Raw genomic sequence first — 18,783 nt, forward strand, 5'->3', positions numbered from 1 at the left:
TTAAGGTGCATTGTTTAATGTTTTATGACGCAAGGACAAGATCTTAGAAGTGAGAAAGAGGTCATGGATTTTTAATTACATGACCTCTTTTTATATCTATATAAAAAGAGGTCTAAAAACGCTAATAGTTAAGTGCTGAATTGATGAACCAGCTGACGTAATTGACTAGCACAATCTTGCAGGTTGTTTACCGATGTTTGAATATCGGTGGAGTTGTGATTAGTTTCTTCACAAATATTCGCAATGCTTTCGAGCGTTTGATTAACGGTTTGAGAGGACTCAAATTGTCGGTCAGCGGCTTTGCTAATACTGCTGTTTAGTTTGGATATAGAGAGAACGCCATTGGCAATCTGAGTAAAGGCTTGGCCTGCCTGTGATGTTTGTTCAGCGCCTTGATTTGCTGTGTTTCTGGCGGACTCCATCACTTCAACCGTAGCCAGTGTTTGTTGAGTTAATTGATCAATCAATCCGCCAATTTCCGTCGCTGCATGTTGTGAACGCTGGGCAAGTTGTCGTACTTCGTCGGCAACCACAGCGAAGCCTCGACCTTGTTCACCAGCACGAGCGGCTTCAATCGCAGCGTTCAGTGCTAATAGGTTTGTCTGGTCTGCTACTTCAGCAATGATGCCTAGTCGTTCATTAATATGAGTAACGTCTTCACGTAATTTTTGAATCTGTTTGGCAGCATCGCCGACTTCAACCGATAGCTGCTGAATATCTTGGTTCGCTTTATTCATAACACCAAGGCCTTGTTTGGAGTGCTGGCCAAGTTCTTGTGTTGTGTTGTTGGCTTGTTCGGCAATGGCAAGGGTATCTTCAACCGAGGTCATCACGCTTTGCATTAGCTCTGTTGCTTTGCCTGTATTGGATAATTGTCTGGCGACGCCTTGTGCTGTTTTGGTTGTCGAGTTATTCGTTTGTCCAACGATGCTGTCTAAAGTTTCGCTGGAATGACTGACATTGCGCACGATGGATTGGAAATCGTTCATCATGCTGTTGAATGCACGCGCCATTTCCCCCATTTCGTCTTGGCCAGTAAATTCAACCCGTTGAGTAAGGTCACCCGAATGTTGTACCGACGTCATTGTTTTGCATAACGAAGTCACACGGCTAGTAACCAAGTGAATAATGTACAAAGCGGTTCCGCCCACCAATACAGTTAATAGGCCAACGACAATGGCGTAATCTATTAAAGCTTTTAAGAAAAAACTGAACACAGCATCCATAGATGCGGTAGCAATAATGGTAATGTTCCATGGTGTGAACGTAGATGCACTGGCAATCATTCGATGAGCTGCGCCATCGTTACCTTGGTACTCAAATTCGAGAGTTTGATAATTCTCTTTAGTTGTAGATGCTCGTGACTTGTTTAACTCTTCAGTTAGGGATGAAGGCGAAGTACTACTCTTATAGTTTGCTGGAGCGCTAAGTAGAGTACGGCTGTTTTTGTTGATAATCCATAGACTTTGTTGGTCACCATAACTGAATTCAGATAGTAGTGTTATAGCTTGTTGCTTTGCTTGTTCTGCTGTTAACTCACCAGAGATTTGTTTTTTATAAATAGGAGATAGAGTGGTGTTTACTATATCTAATATATCTTGTGTTCTATCTTTTCGGGCTTCCACATGGCTATTAAACAATGAAGAAAGAGACACGAGAATAAGTGCCGTGGTTCCCATAGACATTAGTCCAATAATAGCCCATAACTTATAACGAATTTTTATGTCATTAATGCGATCCAGCATGTCGCCTCCGTTAGGTTGGTTTTACGTATTTGACGCCAATAAATGGAGCTATTGAAATGGCTGTTTTGAGATAAAAAATGGCCATGATCCCTAGAGTAGTTGTTTTTCTATATATTGCCTAGTGGGTAAAATTGAGATTGGTCATTGTTTTTGTGTTTAGATATTTAATTACTCGATTAATGTAGGTAAAGAGAGATAGTGTTAAATTATTTATTCATATTTTTAGTTTCTTTTTTATCAGCTACTATTTTGCCCTTGGGCTCAGAAGGTTTGTTGCTTTATTATGCAAATGACGCAACTTTGTCGGTATTTTATCTATGGATTTGGGCAAGCTTGGGGAATACATTAGGGGGGCTGACAAACTGGTTCTTAGGGTTGTATTTGGTTCGTTTTGAGCACAAAAAATGGTTTCCGATGAAGGCGTCCACTCGGCAAAAAGCAGAACTTTTTTTCAATAAGTATGGCATTTGGAGCTTATTATTTACTTGGCTACCTGTTGTTGGCGACGGGATTGCTTTAGTATCGGGAGTGTTGCGTACACCTATTTGGTATTTTTTACCTTTGGTTTTGATTGGCAAAGCGGCTCGTTATGCCTTAATTTTGTGGGGACAGCACTTACTATTGACTCTGTAAGAGGTACGGATAAAAAGTCCATGCTAGTAAGCGCGAAGTTCTAATGATGTACATGGAGAATAGAATAATGGGAATGTCCAAAAAACTGATCGTAGTGATGGCAGGATTATCATTAGGTGCTTGCTCATCTCTGGACGATAAAAACACCTTTATGACCTATGGCGATTTGCAAGATAAAGTTCGTAATCATGATGAACAATGGCAAAACGTACAATCGAAATTGGATAGAATTGACGAGCTAGAAGCTGAAGTTGCGGCATTAAAGCAAGGTAAAGCTCTGCCAACAAAATCTGCAGCAATGTCAAATAACATGGCAGGCAATGATATCTCGACTAGTGCCACTATGGCAGCTGTTAATGTTGCTCCTGCTGTTATGCAGGCGCCTATGGATAGTCAAGGTAATGCTGACCCAATGACTATCGATCCAGAAGAAAACTTCGAAATGGATAGAGCGGCTCCTCCTGTTGTCGTTGCGCCAGTGATGGCAACAAAACAAACAACAGTGACTGGAGACGAATACGGTGTGCAGGTAGCTTCTTATGGTAATCGTGATGAAGCAGTTCGTGGTTGGAGAGTATTACAGAAGTCCTATCCAATGGCTTTTGACGGTTTAGAGCCGTTAGTGAATCAAAAAGAAGTCAATGGTCGTACCATGTATCAGCTTAAAGTAGGGCCATTTGTGAATAAAACTTTTAGCTCAGACTTTTGTAAAATGTTAAAAGAAAAGGGCAAAGATTGCCTAATCACGCAATATAATGGTGAGTCTTTCACTAACAACTAAATTTTTTAGTTGAATAAAAAAGGCGCGTCTTATTTCTGTAAACCAGAGTATAAGACGCGCCTTTTTAGTTTGGAACTAGGATCAGTTTAAATAAGTAACCTACATCAAAGGAAATACAGAATCGTAGATTTTGCCTTGACCGTTTTCGATCATAATTTCGCTCTTATATTTATCATCTTCTAGTTTAATCAAACCTTGTTGTACAAAACTATCGATGATCATTAATGCCTGCTGCTTTACTTCAGGTGCATTCAATGGCGCGCGCATTTTACTGGCAATGAATTGCTCTGCTAGGCTACGTACCAAGGGTTCATCCGCTTCAAGATTGGCTGTCACAATCGCGTTGTACAACCAAAACTCAGGTAGAGAAAGTTCTTCAATAGTTGGCGTGTCAATATCAGCAAATTTGCTTGTTAGTGTTGCATTGAAGCTACCTTCAGGGAAAGTACCACTGAAATCGGTGATGTTGAATTCTGGTTTCGCTGCAAGTAACTCACCAAGATTATCTTGCATAAAGGCCAATAGTACTTCGTATACAGCATCTGGCGAATGGGCTTCAGCTAGCAGGTTGTCAGAGAAGTTTTTGTAATCAATAAAGAATTTATTGCTTAACTTGGTCAGTTCAGTGGCTAAAGACAGATCAGTTGCTTTAAATTCTCCAAACATGGCATCTTTAATAAGGTAACCAATTTCAATACTACCTAGTTGTGTTTCCTTATCTAAGTTAGAACCCATTTCGATATTTAGGCCGGATAGTTCTGTATCAGTACCTATATTAAGCTTTTCAAGATTGAAGTCTGTAGTGCTGTCATAAAATCCACCTTGCATGATGGTCGCTAAGTTTGCGTTCAACTCAATAGATAGTGTGAATCCTTCTGCTTTAACTGGAGTATAGCCGTCAACGACATCAATTTGATCTAAGGTGCCTTGGTAGATGAATCCTTGATCTGTCATTTCACCTTGGCCTGTATAACCACTAAATTGAAAGGTATTAGCAGGGTTACTGAAGGCAGGAATACTATCAGCTATTTTGAAGTTACCTGTAAAACCGCCAAGTACAGAAAGTTCATATAAAGGCTGGTCTTCGTTCCAATCGATAAAGTTACGTTGTTTCTCTCCTGTATAACGAATCTCTGTATCGTACAAACCAAATAAGCCTTGGCTTGCAAATAGTAAAGGGCCGTAGTGTGTATCAATAATGAGTTCGGCTTCAAGAACTCCCTCTTGAATGGTGGGATCGATTTGCATGGTGTCGAAAGTTACAAGCACTTTGTTTTCAGAGCCGAACCACGCTAAATCTGTAGACACAATATTTGCTGTATAACCCGGAGCTTTATTAATATTTGAGACCAGCTCCGCGACTTCTTTTTGATGTTTAGGAGCGATAAATTTAGGGGCAACTAAGCAAGCAGCAACAAGCGTGAAAACGAGTACGGAAAGTATTTTCTTCACTGGAAGTTCCTTTTCATGGGGTGGATTAAGGTGAGCACATGATACAGATTTAATGTTAATGAAACAAAATGAAGACGGGTATTTGTGAAGAATATTAAATAAAAACAGAAAGGTGAGAAGGATTGTGTCGCATGAAGGTGGAGTTGTTAAGGAATATTAAGTTTTCTATAGAAAATACTATCCAGCGATACTGTGAAAGCTGGATAGTGTTTTGAGTTAACTTATAACTGGAAGGGGATATAAAGAGCGATAGCAGGGAAAAAATATACAGCTAGCAAACAGCCAAGCATGATGAGTATAAAAGGCCAAACACCCTGAATGACTTCCGCGGATTTTCCTCCAGACACCGATTGAATGACGAAGAGGTTAAGTCCAACGGGCGGTGTAATCAATGCGCACTCAATCATGATCACAAAGATGATAGCGAACCAAATTGGGTCGATACCTAGCATGCCAAGCGATGGATAAAGCACTGGCATCATGATCAATAGCATAGAGACAGACTCAAGAAAGAAGCCCATAATTAGCAAGACAAAACACACTGCCGCAATAAATAAACCTACTTCAGATATGTTCTCACTGACTAGCATCGAAATATCTTGAGGAATTTGGTACAGAGTAATCGCTTTACCAAAGACTTTCGCGCCAGCAATGATAAGAAAAATAGTTACCGTATTTTTCATTGTGCTCATCGCTGCTGCTTTGAATTTTTCAAGGCTAAAGGTTCCCATCATAATGACAATAATCAGCGAAACCGCAACACCGATACCCGCAGATTCAGTTGGCGTAAATACGCCAGTATAAATACCGCCAATGATGATGCTAGCTAATAACAGCGTTGGTATTGCTCGTAAACTGGCACTTTTGCGTTCAGCGCTAGTCGCCTTTTCACTTGGCGTGTAATCTTTACTGAAACGTGCGTAAAAAAAGCAGTAAATAATGAAACTACCTGCCATTAATAAACCAGGCACGATACCTGCTAAAAACAAATCGACAATGGATTCTTCAGTAATAACGCCATACACGATCATTGGAATAGAAGGTGGAATCAGGATACCTAAGGTACCACCAGCGGCGATCAAACCGTATACGAATGGTTTGTTATAGCCTCGGTCAGTCATTTCTTTGATAGCTACGTTTCCTATGGTTGCCGCTGTAGCGACAGATGATCCAGAAATAGCCGAAAAGATAGTACAAGAAGCGATTGTGGCAATACCAAGGCCGCCAGGCCAATGACCGACCCAAGATTGTACGGCTCTAAATAAGTCTTTGCCTATGCCGCCTTGCAGCAAAATATTCGACATCAATAAAAACAGTGGAACAGATAATAAAATAAAGCTGTCGAAAGAAGAGTACAGCGCGAGCGGTGCCATCATTGGTGAGAAGCCTGCTAATAACAGCATACCTAAACCTAACCCGCCTAAGGCAAAAGCAACAGGCACGCCGATTAGCAGCGCTAAGACCATGATAACCAGTAACAAGATAATCGTCATTATAGTGAAACCTCTTCGTGTTCTTGATAATCACCCGCGAACATCAAAAATATTTCCATGACGGCTTGTAATGTTAGTAACCCAAATCCAATAGGGATGGCTGATTTTGTTGTCCAAAGTGGTAACCCCAGCATACTTGCTGATGCAGAGCCCATTTCAATGGATTCTTTTAATAATTGATAACCATAAAAGGTAATAAATCCTGCGAAGAAGATGATCGATAATAGTGCGACGAAGTCAGATAGTTTTTTTGCTTTTTCGCCCAGCATATTGGTTAGAAAATCGATGCGAATCAGTGCTTTGTTTTGCAATACCCAACTGGCGCCTAAACAGGTTGCCCAAATCTGACAAAGTAGTGATATGTCTTCTGACCAGATAGTAGGTGCAGTAAATATATAACGGGCAACGACTTCATAAGTGATAATTGCAGCGATGAAAACAAACAGTGCTGCAGATAGCTGGCCGCATAATCGAATGACTCGGTAGTTTATACGAACCCAAAGAGCGGGGTGTTCTGCTCGCCAAGCTGACAAGTCCTGCTTTTTTTCTTCATGGTTGGACATAAGCCAATACTCCAAAAAACAACGAAATATCGCGGATGAAGGGCTCATCCGCGATATATTTTTATAAGCTTAAAGGTTTTCGGCAGCTTGAATGACTTTAAAACCGAGTGGACCTGAATTATCTAAGAAAGATTCTTTCACAGAGGTGGTCGCTTTACGCCAAGCGATGATGTCGTCATCAGTAAGATGAATCACCTTCATGTGTTTTTCAGCATCTACGATAGCATCGCTCTCGATTTTTTTGATTTTATCTCTTAGCTCTACTTCAACTTTACGAGCTGCATCAGACAGAATTTTTTGATTATCAGCAGATAAAGATTCCCATACTTTTTCATTGATAACAGTTAAGAACTCAATGTCAGCATGATTTGTTAGGGTAAGGTAATCCATTACTTGGTAAAGCTTACGTGGGCCAACCGCAGATACACCTGTCATACCAGCATCTACTGTGCCGCGTTGGTAGGCTAGGAATTGTTCAGAGCCTGATAGCGATGTTGGTGCGCCACCTACGGCTTCAACAAATTGTCCCAATGTTTTACCAAATACACGCACTTTCATGCCTTTCATATCTTCTGGTAGCTCAATTGGTTTTTTCTTAGAAAGTAACGCTACACCACCATAAGCTTGCCACCATAATGGACGCGTACCCGTTTTTAGAATAGCTTCATCCAGTAATTTGCGAACTTGGCTATCAGGGCGAGTTGCAGCTTCTACCTTGTCTTGGGACGGAAACATGAATGGCACATAAAAAACATCTACCGCTGGAATAGTACCTGCAAGCTGGGAAAGACTCATTACACCCATTTCAATGGCGCCAGAACTCACTGCTTGGTGTACTTCGCTGTCTTTAAACAGCTGTGCAGAAGGATAAATTTTGATCTTAATATCGCCATGGCTTTTTTCTTCTACTTCTTTTTTGAAGTCGACAAGGTTTTGACCAAGATGATGTTTAAGAGGTAATTGCAGCGAAATCCCTAACGTTGTTTCTGCTAATGTTGGCAAAGAAGCCATCAAAGTAGACGTTAATAAGCCAGTTTTTAGAAGGGTTTTATAATTCATGGTAAAGTCCTGTTTTCTTATTAATCATTATTTTTATAGTTTTATTACTGCTAGTTTTTTATTTTAGTGCTTTTCAATACGAGCTTTAAGGTCAAGGACACTTTGTGATAAAGGTCTTGTTTCAGTTCGTAAACCTGCCTTGGCAACTTGTCCTGATATATCGTGTTCTAGTAATTCTGGGAGCTCGCGAGCCATGACTAATAAAGTAGTCAAATCTACCCCCGTGTCTAAACCGATGGATTCTAGCATGTGCACTAGGTCTTCTGTACAGATGTTACCTGTGGCTCCTGGTGCGTAAGGGCAACCGCCGATGCCACCTAATGACGCATCTAGTTGAGTGATGCCAGCAGATAAACCTGCAAGCGCGTTCGCTAATCCCATGCCGCGCGTGTTGTGTAAATGCAACGTGACATCGAGCGCTGGAAAAATATCGCGAACTTGCGAACATAGCTCATAGACTTGTCTTGGTGATGCCATACCTGTTGTATCAGCAATCGAAATACTCTGAATGCCAATATCAAGATATTGATGAATGACTTTGATTACACGTTCAGGAGCGATAATACCTTCAAAAGGGCAGCCAAATGAAGTGGCCAATGAAGCATTAATTCGAGTACTACTGCCTTTCATTAACTCGCAAATACGTTTGAACTGCGCCAATGACTGCTCGCATGACATACGCATGTTCGAAAGGTTATGCGATTCACTCACCGACATAACCAGGTTGACTTCGTCCGCCTTGGTCGCCAGTGCGCGCTCTGCGCCTTTTTCATTGGGAACCAGAGTCACATAAGTGACCTTGGGATTGCGCGTAATACTATTCATGACTTCTTCAGCATCACGCAGATTAGGAATTGCCTTTGGTGATACAAAAGAGGTGACTTCGATTTTATTTAAACCAAGTAAAGATAGGCGATCGATAATCTCGATTTTTTTATCTGTTGGAATAAAAAGCGCTTCGCTCTGAAAGCCATCGCGAGTCGCCACTTCGTTAATTCGTACCTTGGTCGGTAGATTCTGCATGAACATAATAGGCTCCTAAATCACACCCTTGGCACGTAGCGCGGCGAGCTTGTCTTCGTCGATGCCAACTGAGCCTAAAATTTCGTCAGTGTGCTCGCCCAGTTTTGGCCCTAGCCACTGAGTTTTGCCAGGTGTTAGGCTTAATTTGGGTACTATGCCAGGAAGTGATATTTTATCGTCACCGGAAAGTGGGTGTTCAACAATCATTTCTCGAGCATGAAAGTGTGGGTCGTTAAAAATATCTTCCGCATTATTAATACCACTAGACGGCACAGCGGCTTCTTCCAAAATGGCGAGTGCATCTTTAAGAGAGTGCTGAGATGTCCAAGCTTGAATTGCTTCATCTAGTTCGTCGGAGCGTTTAGCTCGACCGTCATTTTGCGCTAACTCTGGATCGTTTGCTAAATCTGGTCGTTCCATTGCATTCATTAAACGCTTGAAAATACTGTCGCTGTTAGCGGCAATAACAATGTAGCGTTCGTCTTTGCTCATATAAGAACCAGATGGTGCAATGCCCGGCATACTAGCGCCAGTACGTTCTCGTATAAAACCGAACATACCGTATTCAGGGATTAAACTTTCCATCACACCGAATACAGATTCGTATAAGGCTACATCGATAAACTGCCCAGTGCCTTTATTTACTTTTAAGTGATGCATCGCCATCATGGCACCGATTACGCCGTAAAGTGATGCAAGTGTGTCGCCAATGCTGACACCCACTCGAACTGGAGGTCTATCGGGATAACCAACAAGGTGACGTAAGCCACCAATGGATTCTGCAATCGCAGCAAAACCAGGACGCGAAGAATAAGGTCCATCCTGACCATAACCCGAAACACGTAACATGATGAGTTCTGGTTTGACGGCAGATAATTGCTCCCATCCCAGATTCCATTTTTCTAAGGTGCCAGGACGGAAGTTTTCGATGACTATGTCGACGTCTTTAACTAAGTCGTGGATGATGGCTTGTGCATCCGCTGATTTAAGATCTAGCGTAATAGACTTTTTATTGCGGCTTTGTGAGTACCACCAAAGAGAAGTGTCTTTGTACATTTTGCGCCATTTGCGCAATGGATCACCGCTTCCGGGAGGTTCAACCTTAATTACTTCTGCGCCGAATTGAGCAAAAATGCTGCCAGCATAGGGACCGGCGATGAGAGATCCTAGTTCTAAAACACGTACGCCCTTTAAAGGTAATTCGGTTTCATTGTTAGAATTTGTGTTAGATGACGAGTCGCGTTGGCTCATTCTCGTTTCCCTTAATTATTTTTTGTAATTGTTGTAATTATCATCTTTTAAACTAGAACAAGAGAAAAGCGCCTAAATGTTAGGCTGCCATCTCTTTAGGATATGGCAAGATTGATAGACATTAAGTTGTACGTAAATGGGTTAATAAATGGTGAGCAGCGTCGAGTAGTTGATCCGAACTGCGAACACAGATCTTAAGCTCTCGATGTGCCCAGCTGTCTAATAATGGCAAAGCCTCTATTCGTGAGGCTTTTATATAGGGGCGAGCAATGTCGATAGGCATAAGTCCTATACCAAGCCCTGATTCCACCATGCTGCAAAGCGCTTCATAGCTGGTGACTTGAATACGCATATTTAGTGGTAAATTGGCATTGGTAGAGGCATTAATCATTTGGTTATTGATAGCACTTCCTGTATGTAAACCGACATAGTCATGCCCTAAAGTGTCTACAAACTTGACCTCTTTGTATTGTCCAAGGGGGTGCCCAACCGGAGTGATTACCACCAGACGGTCTGTTTTATAAGGATAGATGGAAAGGTCTGGGTATTCTCTTGAAGCGATGGTGACAATACCAATGTCTGCAGCATTTTCAGCAACAGCACGAATAATTTCACTACTGATTTTCTCTTCCAAATGAATTTGCACCAAAGGGTTTTGGTTCAAAAAAGAGCGCAGTTGTTTAGGGAGAAATTGACTGATAGCAGAAATATTAGCCACCATTCGAACTTGCCCTCGAACTCCGTGTGAGAACTCATTCATTTGGTTATAAATGTCATCCAGTTGATGCAGCACGCCGCGGGACATCTGTAACAACGCTTGGCCTGCAGGTGTAGCAACCACTCCTCGATTGGTGCGCATCATTAATGGGGTATGAAGCAATTGCTCTAATTCCTTGATGCGTTTTGATACGGCTGAAGCGGCAATAAAATTCAATTCGGCAGCGCGTGCAATCGAGCCTTGCTCAATGACGCAGACGAATAAGCGCAGGGAAGTTGGGTCAATTCGCATTTATGATTACATCCATACTTTATTGTTTTTGGTAGCCGCTACTTTCTTTTATATGACATTAATTGCGCAAAGATCATATATCATCTCGTTTTTTTCTCATACTATAGCGGCGGCTTAATTGCGATTAAGCGTTTGTTACACTTGGCTATTTTATACCTCTATTATTTTTTACAAAGGGCTTTCACGATATGGTTTTCGAAGAATATTCTCAGATAGTAAAAGGATTTCAGTATGAGTCATCATTATCGTTAACCGATACTTTCGACGCAGTATGTGAAGTGCAGGATACTCTGATTACCAAGATTGTAGAGAAGGGGGCCGTGGTTGCTGGTTGGAAAATTGTCGATAAAGATGGCGTGATTATTCTTTCTCCTATTTTTGACTTCCAAGTATTCGCTAATCTTGGCGACACCATTCCACATCAAGCATTTCGCGGTACTGAGTTAGAAGTGTGTTTTCAATTGACTGTACCAAGTACGACAGATGCAATGAATGAATTGGTTGATGAATTGACACCTTTTGCAGCAGTCGAACTGATTCGTCCGGCTATTCACCCTACGAACCATTCAGCGTGTGACTTTTACTTTAACTACGGTGTTTTTGTCTCTCAAAAGCCAGTTGCTGGTGAGATACTTTTTGAAGGCGGCAATCAAGGTTATAGCTTCTCAGCTGAATTAGACCCACTTGTAGAGGCAAAGAAAGACGTGGTGAAGAAAGGGATACTTCAGTGTATTCAACGAGGCTACGGCAATAAAGATTACTTTTTTATTACTGGAACCTTAAATGGATTAGTGCCGGCCGCCGAGTCTTTAGGTGTGAATCGAGTTATGAATCAGGGTGATGCTATTATTCAATTTGATATTGTCTAACAGCTTCATTAATCGTTTTGCTTCATAAAAAATGCTGCTTTATCGCGTTGGCCCTTGCGTTTCTTGGACCTTAACATCGAGATTGAGCAGCTCTACCGGTGGCCCGAACTGGGTGTAGATCGCCACATCAGCAGCGTCTCGCCCAAAAGCGATAGCAACACGACCACCTTGTAAATCCGCTTGCGTTGGATCAAATGTGTACCAACGATTGCCAACGTAGGCTTCAAACCACGCATGTAAATCCATCGGCTCTAAGCCTTCAAGATAACCGACCACCATGCGTGCAGGAATGGCAAGCGCTCGACAGCAAGCAATGCCCAAATGTGCCATGTCTCGACAAACGCCTCGCCCCAGTCCGTTTAACTCTGATGCACTTATGTTCTGTTCGCCTTCACCCGGTGTGTACTGAATATTTTTGCGAATATAATCGACGATAGCACTGCATTGGTCATAGCCTGGCGTTAAGCCTGCAACGATGGATGATGCCATTTCTGTAAAATGATCGGAATCGCAATAACGACTCGGGTGCAAAAAAGGTAAGGTTTCGTCGGGTAGTTGCTGGATATCGACAAAAGGCGCGCCGGGTGCTGTATCTGAAGCGTTGGCGGTTTCTATTACCACTGAGATACGAATCGAAAAATGTCCGACAGGAGCGACTAATCTTTGGCATAAGTTTCCAAAGGAATCGGTAAACTCCACTGCTGGCACACTGGGCGACAAGACATATTCTTCCCGAGCAATCCACTGCTGCATACCGCTACGAGGGCGTAACATCAGTACGAAAGGTGACGGTGTCTCAATGTTGAACTCAAGAGTACTGGATGCTTCTAGCCACATAAAACAACTCCCGAATTGATGGTTTATTCATTACAGTAGCAGCTATAAGTATGATCAGCTATAGAACATCTTTATATCTACGCTAAATAAATGAATGTGTGTTTAACTTATTCAGGTCTAAGTATCTAATGATGAAACATAGCTGATATTGCTGTTTTTAATACTTCTTATGATAAAAGCTCCCGTTTGATCTTTGCTTAGAATAATATTCTGGGACCCAATGATAAGAGCTTATGCTCTAAATACCTTTACCTATGATGATGTAACCGGGCGTATTTCGAATGACGACAGAATTACATAAAAATAATAATTTTCTTAATGCGCCTTTACCCTTGGTGTTTCTAAAAACAGCGGCACCGATTATTTTGATCATGATGGTGAATGGTTCGTTTGCGCTGGTGGACGCGTACTTCCTTGGTATGTTTGTTGGCGCCGATGCCCTAACTGCCGTTACTTCTATGTTTCCTGCTTTTATTCTGATTGTTGCTTTGTCAACGTTAGTATCGAATGGTTTTGCCAGTTTGATGGCGCGGCAATTAGGCGCGGGAAATGGATCTAGTGCCGTAGAAGTGTTTTCGCAAGCGATTAGTTTGTCTTTAGTGGTCTGTGCTGTGCTGATCGGTTTGTTTTTACTAGGTGGGCACGCGTTAACAGATGCTGTGAGTAATGGCTCAAATTTGATTGCCGATATGAGTTATCGCTATATATCTATTTTGGTCTTTTTCTCTCCCTTGGTCTTTGTTTTAGCTATTAATGGTGACAGTTTACGCTGCGAAGGGCGTGTTTCTTTCATGGCGTCGGTCTCTCTTTTGTCAGTGTTACTGAATGGCGTATTTAACTATTTGTTGATTGTTGGTTTGAATTGGGGCGTAGAGGGGTCGGCTTATGGCACTGTTTTGGCACAAGCTGTCTCTTTAGTTATTGTCTTTTTCTATCGGAAATATCAGACAAACGAGCTTAACCTTCAGGTTGTATTGTTTTCAAAATCTCGACAGCATTGGCTGACGTTTTTGTCTTTAGGAGCACCTTCGAGTTTAAATTATATCGGCTTGGCATTAACGTCTGGCGCTATTTTATACAATTTACAAACGTGGGATGCTGCAAATTATGCAACAACAGTGGGAGCTTATGGCATTATTACGCGTTTAATGACGTTTATTTTTTTGCCTTTACTTGGGCTTAGCATGGCGTTTCAAGCGATTGTTGGTAACAATTTTGGAGCAAATGAGCTGGGCCGGGTAAATGTCAGTATTAAAATTGCTTTGACTGTCGCCTTTGTTTATTGCCTGCTATTACAGACGATAGCGTTTGTTTTTAAACGTGATTTAGGAATGCTGTTTGTTAGTGATCAAGCTGTGATTAGTGAGGTAGTGCGAATTTTACCGTTTTCTACTTTGGCGCTTTTTCTGGTTGGCCCGCAAATGATGATTAGCATGTTTTTCCAAGCCATTGGTGATGCAAAAAGAGCGGGCATTTTAGGCATCATGAAAACCTATGCGTTCTCTCTGCCGTTGATTTTTATTCTACCGTACTTCTTTTCCGAGTGGGGGATTTGGTATGCAGCCGCGAGCACTGAGTTTCTTGCTTTGTTGCTGACTGTTTTTGTATTAAGTCAGCGTAATCGAACTCAAAACACAAGTCTTGGATTGTTTTTTAAAGAAGCACAATGAGCTTTTAAAATACTGATTGCGTTTATTGTTCTTAAAGGTTCCCAACACCGCTAGCTCCATTGAGATTGAGTGCTAAAGAAAGCCCTAGATTATCTATCGAAAAATGATGATTGGTTTTTTCAACTGAGATTTTTGTTAGACGAGCTAGAACACATCCGCTGTATGAACATGAATGACCAGTTTAAGTTTATGGTGAGAATATTTAAGGTATGGCCGTACCTTAATTAAGGCGATCTTGATGTGTCTTTACCAGCTCTGAAAGAAAATCCGCGACAGCGCGAGTGCGTTTCGATTGGGTTAAATCGGTTTGGATAACGAGGTAAATTTCTTGATTGATCTCTGGTATGTTAGCGAGGCAAACGAGTTCAGTGTGACGCGCAACTAGGTGTGGCAATATCGCTACGCCGACTTCCGCTAGGCAAGCACTGACTTGGGTTGCCACTGATGTCGTGGTGAGAATGGGCTCTTTCCCGGCTAATTGACTGGCTATCCATCGTGCTGCGGGCAAATGCTCGTAACCGTCTCCCCATTGGATAAAGTTGTCATTAGCATCATCGCGTTCATTTTGGTAATGAGTACTACAGTAGAGTCCGTAGCCTAGCGTGCCAACACGCTGGAAGCTGACATTACCATTGGTTGGACGCACCATACGTAAGGCGAGGTCAGCATCTCGACGATGTAAATTGGCTGTATGAATGTCGGTGACAATATCGATGTGTAAGTTTGGGCAGGTTTGCTGAAAATGGCCTAGCGCTGGAATAATGAGGTGGGTGGCGAGGTTTTCAGCCGTAGCGACTTTGACCCTTCCGATCAGTTGAGATTCCTTTTTCGCACTCTTGGTAAACGTAAAAGCAGCAGCTTCCATTGCCTCTGCTTTATTTAATAGATTCTTACCTTCATCCGTCAGTTGGTAGCCTGTTTGAAAACGCAAAAAGAGCGGTGTTTGTAGACTGTGCTCAAGACGTTCTATTTTTCGTGATAGCGTAGCAATTCCCATGTCTAGAGATTTTGCAGCTATGGTAAGCGTGCCAAAACGGGCAAGTGCCAAGAAAGCTTTCGTATCGTCCCAAATCATCTCTTTCATAAGATATTCCGCCAAAAGTTATTTTTCAATACTGAAAAATGGATTCTCTATTTCATCTAAATATTTCAATTATAAAAAATGGCATAGTAACAAGCATTGTAACTGGTGTCCTTTTATGAAGTGTTTAGGAGAGAAAAATGAATAAAGATCGTTATCAATTAGGTTTGGAAAAACTCGCTGAAATAGATGGCGAACAAGGTCAGAAAGTCGTCGATGCATTACAACCTATCGCGCCAGATTTCGCTACCTTGATGATCGAGTTTGGTTTTGGCGATATCTATACCCGCTCTGGTTTGGATTTGAAGTCTCGTGAAATCGCTACCGTGGCGGCATTAACCGCATTAGGCAATGCCACACCACAATTGAAGGTCCATATCCATGCTGCACTCAATGTGGGCTGCTCACCAAAAGAAATCATCGAAGTGTTGATGCAAATGGCACTTTATGCGGGCTTTCCAGCAGCGTTAAATGGACTCTTTGCGGCCAAAGAAGTCTTTGATGAAAGAGGTATTGATGTGACGGCAGGATCAGATAAATAGCTTGTTAGCAAAAAGAAGAAAGGGCTGTCTATTCATTAGAGAGCCCTTTCTAGTTAGTTTCTATAAGCGATATCTAATGGTTATTTGACTGCTTTAGCGTTAATACTCAATGCCATGGCTTCGGCGATTTTAATGCCATCAATAGCTGCCGACATGATACCGCCAGCATAACCTGCGCCTTCTCCTGCAGGATATAAGCCTTTGGTGTTGATACTTTCTAGGCTGTCATTATCGCGTTTGATATTGATTGGTGCTGAGGTACGTGTTTCTACGCCAGTCAATAAAGCATCATCGAAGGCAAAACCACGGATTTTCTTATTGAAAGCTGGAATGGCTTCACGAATGGCTTCGATACAAAAGTCTGGCAAGGCATCCGCTAGGTTGGTTAGTTTAATACCCGGTTTGAAAGAAGGCTCCACAGTGCCCAATTTTTCAGGTGTTTCGTTACGTAAAAAAGCACCGACGGTTTGAGCTGGCGCATCGTAGTTGCTACCACCTAGTTCATAGGCAAGGCTTTCTAGCTTGCGTTGGAATTCGATTCCTGCAAGCGGACCACCTGGGTAATCGGATGGATCAATACCCACTACAATGGCGCTGTTGGCGTTACGCTCGTTACGAGAATATTGACTCATACCATTAGTAACTACGCGATTTTCTTCCGATGTCGCTGCTACCACGGTGCCGCCAGGACACATACAGAAGCTGTAAACGGAACGACCATTTTTACAGTGGTGAACCAGTTTGTAATCCGCTGCCCCAAGAATCTCGTTGCCCGCATTTGGACCAAAGCGGGCTTTGTCGATTGACGATTGCTCGTGCTCGATACGAAAGCCAACCGAGAAAGGTTTGGCTTCAATGTAAACGCCTTTGTTGTGCAGCATCTCGAAAGTGTCGCGAGCACTGTGACCAATGGCGATGGCGATGTGTTTCGAATAGAGTTTTTCACCATCGGCAAGAGTGACGCCGGTGACTTGGCCATTTTCGATATGTAAATCATCAACACGACAGCTGAAACGAATCTCTCCGCCTAATTCAATAATTTGAGCACGCATTTTCTCGACCATGGCAACCAGTTTGAAGGTACCAATGTGAGGTTTGCTGACGTAAAGAATTTCGTCCGGTGCGCCTGCAGCAACAAATTCATTAAGGACTTTTCGGCTGTATTGTTTAGGGTCTTTCACTTGGCTATAGAGTTTGCCGTCAGAGAAGGTTCCCGCACCGCCTTCACCAAATTGTACGTTAGATTCAGTGTTCAGAATCTTCTTACGCCAGAAACCAAAGGTATCTTTGGTACGTTCACGTACTTCTTTACCGCGCTCCAGCACAATTGGCTTGTAACCCATTTGCGCTAAAACCAAGGCTGCTAATAAGCCACATGGACCAAAACCAATAACGATAGGGCGTTCTGCCAAAGTTACCGGTGCCTGAGCAACTGGATGATAATCTAAGTCTGGTGTGACTTTTATTTGCTGGTGATCCGCAAATTGGCTAAGCAAAACATCGTTACACGTCGTTTCAACATCCAAGGTGTAAATCAACATGATATTAGTTTTCTTACGCGCATCGTATCCGCGACGAAAAACGTTAAAGCTAACGAGTTTCTCTGCTGGAATTTCAAGCATGGATAAAATCGCGCTTTCTATTGCGCTAGCGTCGTGATCAAGAGGAAGTTGGATATTGGAAAGTCGTATCATAGGAATCAATAGTTAGAATGCTGGGTCAATGGCTAATAGCGGGGATAATACGATATTTTCGTTGAAAAAGCTGTTCTCAAATGGCAGCGAGATGGTTTTTCTAACAAGATTGACGTTCTTGATTGTTTGAATAAAAGAGGAAGACGAATAGACAAAGAAGGTGTATTTTTTGCAAGAAGCGTTTATTGAGTTGCATATGTGTCTATAAATAAGAGGTTTTTAATGTCTTCAATCACTTTTCGTACACTGGTTCTATCAACTGCACTGCTAACGGGCAGCTTTTCGTTCTCCGCTCTTGCCCAAGAATCTGATTATTCGGCCAAAGACTTAAACGAACAATTAGTTATGTCGACCTTGTGGATGCAAGCCTCTGCTGAATATAAGGCTTTGTCTTATCAAGCGTTTAATTTGGCAAAAATGCAATTTGATCAATACGCTAGCCAACATAAAGGCAGCAAAAAAATCGCGGTGATTGTCGATGCTGACGAAACTGTTATCGACAACAGCGGTTATCAAGCTTGGTTGATCGGTAAGGATTTTGGCTATTCAAGCAAAACATGGGGCGAATGGATGGATGCTGCACAGGCGAAAGCCATGCCGGGCGCGACTGAGTTTCTGAACTATGTGGCGAGCAAAGGTGGTGAAGTATTTTATATTACTAACCGTAAAGCATCAGGTTTAGAGGGCACGCGTAAAAACCTAAAAGACCTAGGTTTTCCCAATGTGGATGATGCGCACTTAATGTTGAATACATCTACTAGTAACAAAGAACCTCGCCGACAAGAAGTGGCAGAAAACTACGACGTTGCGTTGTTGATGGGTGATAACTTAAACGATTTCTCCACCGATTTTAGAACCAAGGGGTTAGCGGAAAGTGATGCAGCGGTTGAGAAAAATAAAGCGCTGTTTGGTACAACACTTATCATGTTACCTAATCCGGCTTATGGTGATTGGGAAGGTAAAGTTTATGATGGTAATTGGGGCGCTTCTGCAGCAGAAAAAGACCAAATGCGTAAGTCTAAGCTTAACGTTTGGCAGCCAACGAAGTAGGTTTCATATTTTAAATATTAAATAGCTTAGC

The 18,783-nt window shown here is 42.1% G+C and carries 17 protein-coding genes; 6 read left to right on the forward strand and 11 right to left on the reverse strand.

The window, feature by feature from the left end; all coding sequences use genetic code 11:
• Nucleotides 1-128: 128 nt before the first annotated feature.
• A complete protein-coding gene (locus B6N13_RS08890) occupies nucleotides 129-1,745 on the reverse strand; it encodes a methyl-accepting chemotaxis protein (protein ID WP_012069179.1) in 1,617 nt (538 codons plus the stop codon).
• 198 nt (nucleotides 1,746-1,943) lie between these two features.
• Between B6N13_RS08890 and B6N13_RS08895 the strand changes: the two genes are divergently transcribed.
• Together B6N13_RS08895 and B6N13_RS08900 are read left to right on the forward strand one after the other, a co-directional pair.
• A complete protein-coding gene (locus tag B6N13_RS08895; protein WP_169459124.1) occupies nucleotides 1,944-2,378 on the forward strand; it encodes a YqaA family protein in 435 nt (144 codons plus the stop codon).
• Between the two features lie 67 nt (nucleotides 2,379-2,445).
• Nucleotides 2,446-3,159: an SPOR domain-containing protein gene (locus B6N13_RS08900; protein ID WP_169459125.1), complete on the forward strand. Its 714-nt coding sequence runs from the start codon at nucleotides 2,446-2,448 to the stop codon at nucleotides 3,157-3,159.
• A 99-nt stretch (nucleotides 3,160-3,258) separates the two neighbouring features.
• Here B6N13_RS08900 and B6N13_RS08905 read toward each other — a convergent pair whose 3' ends face one another.
• From B6N13_RS08905 to B6N13_RS08935, 7 genes are all read right to left on the reverse strand, one after another.
• On the reverse strand, nucleotides 3,259-4,611 hold the full coding sequence (locus tag B6N13_RS08905; RefSeq protein WP_169459126.1) for a DUF945 family protein: 1,353 nt from the start codon (nucleotides 4,609-4,611) through the stop codon (nucleotides 3,259-3,261).
• 221 nt (nucleotides 4,612-4,832) lie between these two features.
• The gene (locus B6N13_RS08910) at nucleotides 4,833-6,104 is read right to left on the reverse strand and encodes a TRAP transporter large permease (protein ID WP_169459127.1); all 1,272 of its coding nucleotides are present in this window, start codon (nucleotides 6,102-6,104) and stop codon (nucleotides 4,833-4,835) included.
• Complete coding sequence (locus B6N13_RS08915) at nucleotides 6,104-6,667, reverse strand: TRAP transporter small permease (RefSeq protein WP_012069184.1); 564 nt, start codon at nucleotides 6,665-6,667, stop codon at nucleotides 6,104-6,106. Before B6N13_RS08915 ends, B6N13_RS08910 begins: the two co-directional genes overlap by 1 nt.
• 69 nt (nucleotides 6,668-6,736) lie before the next feature.
• On the reverse strand, nucleotides 6,737-7,726 hold the full coding sequence (gene dctP / locus B6N13_RS08920; protein ID WP_169459128.1) for a TRAP transporter substrate-binding protein DctP: 990 nt from the start codon (nucleotides 7,724-7,726) through the stop codon (nucleotides 6,737-6,739).
• 63 nt (nucleotides 7,727-7,789) lie between these two features.
• Entirely contained in the window at nucleotides 7,790-8,755 is a 966-nt protein-coding gene (locus B6N13_RS08925; protein ID WP_169459129.1) for a hydroxymethylglutaryl-CoA lyase, read from the reverse strand.
• A gap of 9 nt (nucleotides 8,756-8,764) precedes the next feature.
• Nucleotides 8,765-10,000: a CaiB/BaiF CoA-transferase family protein gene (locus B6N13_RS08930; RefSeq protein WP_169459130.1), complete on the reverse strand. Its 1,236-nt coding sequence runs from the start codon at nucleotides 9,998-10,000 to the stop codon at nucleotides 8,765-8,767.
• Nucleotides 10,001-10,121: 121 nt separating this feature from the next.
• On the reverse strand, nucleotides 10,122-11,009 hold the full coding sequence (locus B6N13_RS08935) for a LysR family transcriptional regulator (protein WP_012069188.1): 888 nt from the start codon (nucleotides 11,007-11,009) through the stop codon (nucleotides 10,122-10,124).
• A gap of 188 nt (nucleotides 11,010-11,197) precedes the next feature.
• On the opposite strand from B6N13_RS08935, the gene B6N13_RS08940 reads away from it, so the two are divergent.
• On the forward strand, nucleotides 11,198-11,878 hold the full coding sequence (locus B6N13_RS08940) for a hypothetical protein (protein WP_169459131.1): 681 nt from the start codon (nucleotides 11,198-11,200) through the stop codon (nucleotides 11,876-11,878).
• A gap of 39 nt (nucleotides 11,879-11,917) precedes the next feature.
• Here the strand turns inward: B6N13_RS08940 and B6N13_RS08945 are convergent, their stop codons facing one another.
• Nucleotides 11,918-12,715 carry a transglutaminase family protein gene (locus tag B6N13_RS08945; protein WP_012069190.1) on the reverse strand — a complete coding sequence of 266 codons (798 nt, stop codon included), beginning with the start codon at nucleotides 12,713-12,715 and terminating at the stop codon, nucleotides 11,918-11,920.
• Between the two features lie 281 nt (nucleotides 12,716-12,996).
• Between B6N13_RS08945 and B6N13_RS08950 the strand changes: the two genes are divergently transcribed.
• Nucleotides 12,997-14,385 carry an MATE family efflux transporter gene (locus B6N13_RS08950; RefSeq protein ID WP_169459132.1) on the forward strand — a complete coding sequence of 463 codons (1,389 nt, stop codon included), beginning with the start codon at nucleotides 12,997-12,999 and terminating at the stop codon, nucleotides 14,383-14,385.
• 220 nt (nucleotides 14,386-14,605) lie between these two features.
• On the opposite strand, the gene B6N13_RS08955 is transcribed toward B6N13_RS08950, so the two are convergent.
• Complete coding sequence (locus B6N13_RS08955) at nucleotides 14,606-15,469, reverse strand: LysR family transcriptional regulator (RefSeq protein ID WP_169459133.1); 864 nt, start codon at nucleotides 15,467-15,469, stop codon at nucleotides 14,606-14,608.
• A gap of 137 nt (nucleotides 15,470-15,606) precedes the next feature.
• On the opposite strand from B6N13_RS08955, the gene B6N13_RS08960 reads away from it, so the two are divergent.
• Nucleotides 15,607-16,008 (forward strand): carboxymuconolactone decarboxylase family protein, encoded by a 402-nt coding sequence (locus tag B6N13_RS08960; RefSeq protein ID WP_169459134.1) that lies wholly within the window; start codon nucleotides 15,607-15,609, stop codon nucleotides 16,006-16,008.
• Between the two features lie 80 nt (nucleotides 16,009-16,088).
• On the opposite strand, the gene B6N13_RS08965 is transcribed toward B6N13_RS08960, so the two are convergent.
• The gene (locus tag B6N13_RS08965) at nucleotides 16,089-17,702 is read right to left on the reverse strand and encodes an NAD(P)/FAD-dependent oxidoreductase (protein ID WP_169459135.1); all 1,614 of its coding nucleotides are present in this window, start codon (nucleotides 17,700-17,702) and stop codon (nucleotides 16,089-16,091) included.
• 222 nt (nucleotides 17,703-17,924) lie between these two features.
• Here B6N13_RS08965 and B6N13_RS08970 point away from each other — a divergent pair, with 222 nt between their 5' ends.
• Nucleotides 17,925-18,752, forward strand: a complete 828-nt coding sequence (locus B6N13_RS08970) for a 5'-nucleotidase, lipoprotein e(P4) family (protein ID WP_169459136.1) — start codon at nucleotides 17,925-17,927, stop codon at nucleotides 18,750-18,752.
• Nucleotides 18,753-18,783: the final 31 nt, after the last annotated feature.

The sequence above is a fragment of the Marinomonas sp. UCMA 3892 genome (assembly GCF_012726345.1).
GTDB lineage: Bacteria > Pseudomonadota > Gammaproteobacteria > Pseudomonadales > Marinomonadaceae > Marinomonas.

Coding starts and splice junctions, on each gene's coding strand:
- B6N13_RS08890 (WP_012069179.1), bottom strand. CDS start 1,745: ATGCTGGATCGCATTAATGACATAAAAATTCGTTATAAGTTATGGGCT.
- B6N13_RS08900 (WP_169459125.1), top strand. CDS start 2,446: ATGGGAATGTCCAAAAAACTGATCGTAGTGATGGCAGGATTATCATTA.
- B6N13_RS08910 (WP_169459127.1), bottom strand. CDS start 6,104: ATGACGATTATCTTGTTACTGGTTATCATGGTCTTAGCGCTGCTAATC.
- B6N13_RS08915 (WP_012069184.1), bottom strand. CDS start 6,667: ATGTCCAACCATGAAGAAAAAAAGCAGGACTTGTCAGCTTGGCGAGCA.
- dctP (WP_169459128.1), bottom strand. CDS start 7,726: ATGAATTATAAAACCCTTCTAAAAACTGGCTTATTAACGTCTACTTTG.
- B6N13_RS08925 (WP_169459129.1), bottom strand. CDS start 8,755: ATGTTCATGCAGAATCTACCGACCAAGGTACGAATTAACGAAGTGGCG.
- B6N13_RS08930 (WP_169459130.1), bottom strand. CDS start 10,000: ATGAGCCAACGCGACTCGTCATCTAACACAAATTCTAACAATGAAACC.
- B6N13_RS08935 (WP_012069188.1), bottom strand. CDS start 11,009: ATGCGAATTGACCCAACTTCCCTGCGCTTATTCGTCTGCGTCATTGAG.
- B6N13_RS08940 (WP_169459131.1), top strand. CDS start 11,198: ATGGTTTTCGAAGAATATTCTCAGATAGTAAAAGGATTTCAGTATGAG.
- B6N13_RS08945 (WP_012069190.1), bottom strand. CDS start 12,715: ATGTGGCTAGAAGCATCCAGTACTCTTGAGTTCAACATTGAGACACCG.
- B6N13_RS08950 (WP_169459132.1), top strand. CDS start 12,997: ATGACGACAGAATTACATAAAAATAATAATTTTCTTAATGCGCCTTTA.
- B6N13_RS08955 (WP_169459133.1), bottom strand. CDS start 15,469: ATGAAAGAGATGATTTGGGACGATACGAAAGCTTTCTTGGCACTTGCC.
- B6N13_RS08960 (WP_169459134.1), top strand. CDS start 15,607: ATGAATAAAGATCGTTATCAATTAGGTTTGGAAAAACTCGCTGAAATA.
- B6N13_RS08965 (WP_169459135.1), bottom strand. CDS start 17,702: ATGATACGACTTTCCAATATCCAACTTCCTCTTGATCACGACGCTAGC.
- B6N13_RS08970 (WP_169459136.1), top strand. CDS start 17,925: ATGTCTTCAATCACTTTTCGTACACTGGTTCTATCAACTGCACTGCTA.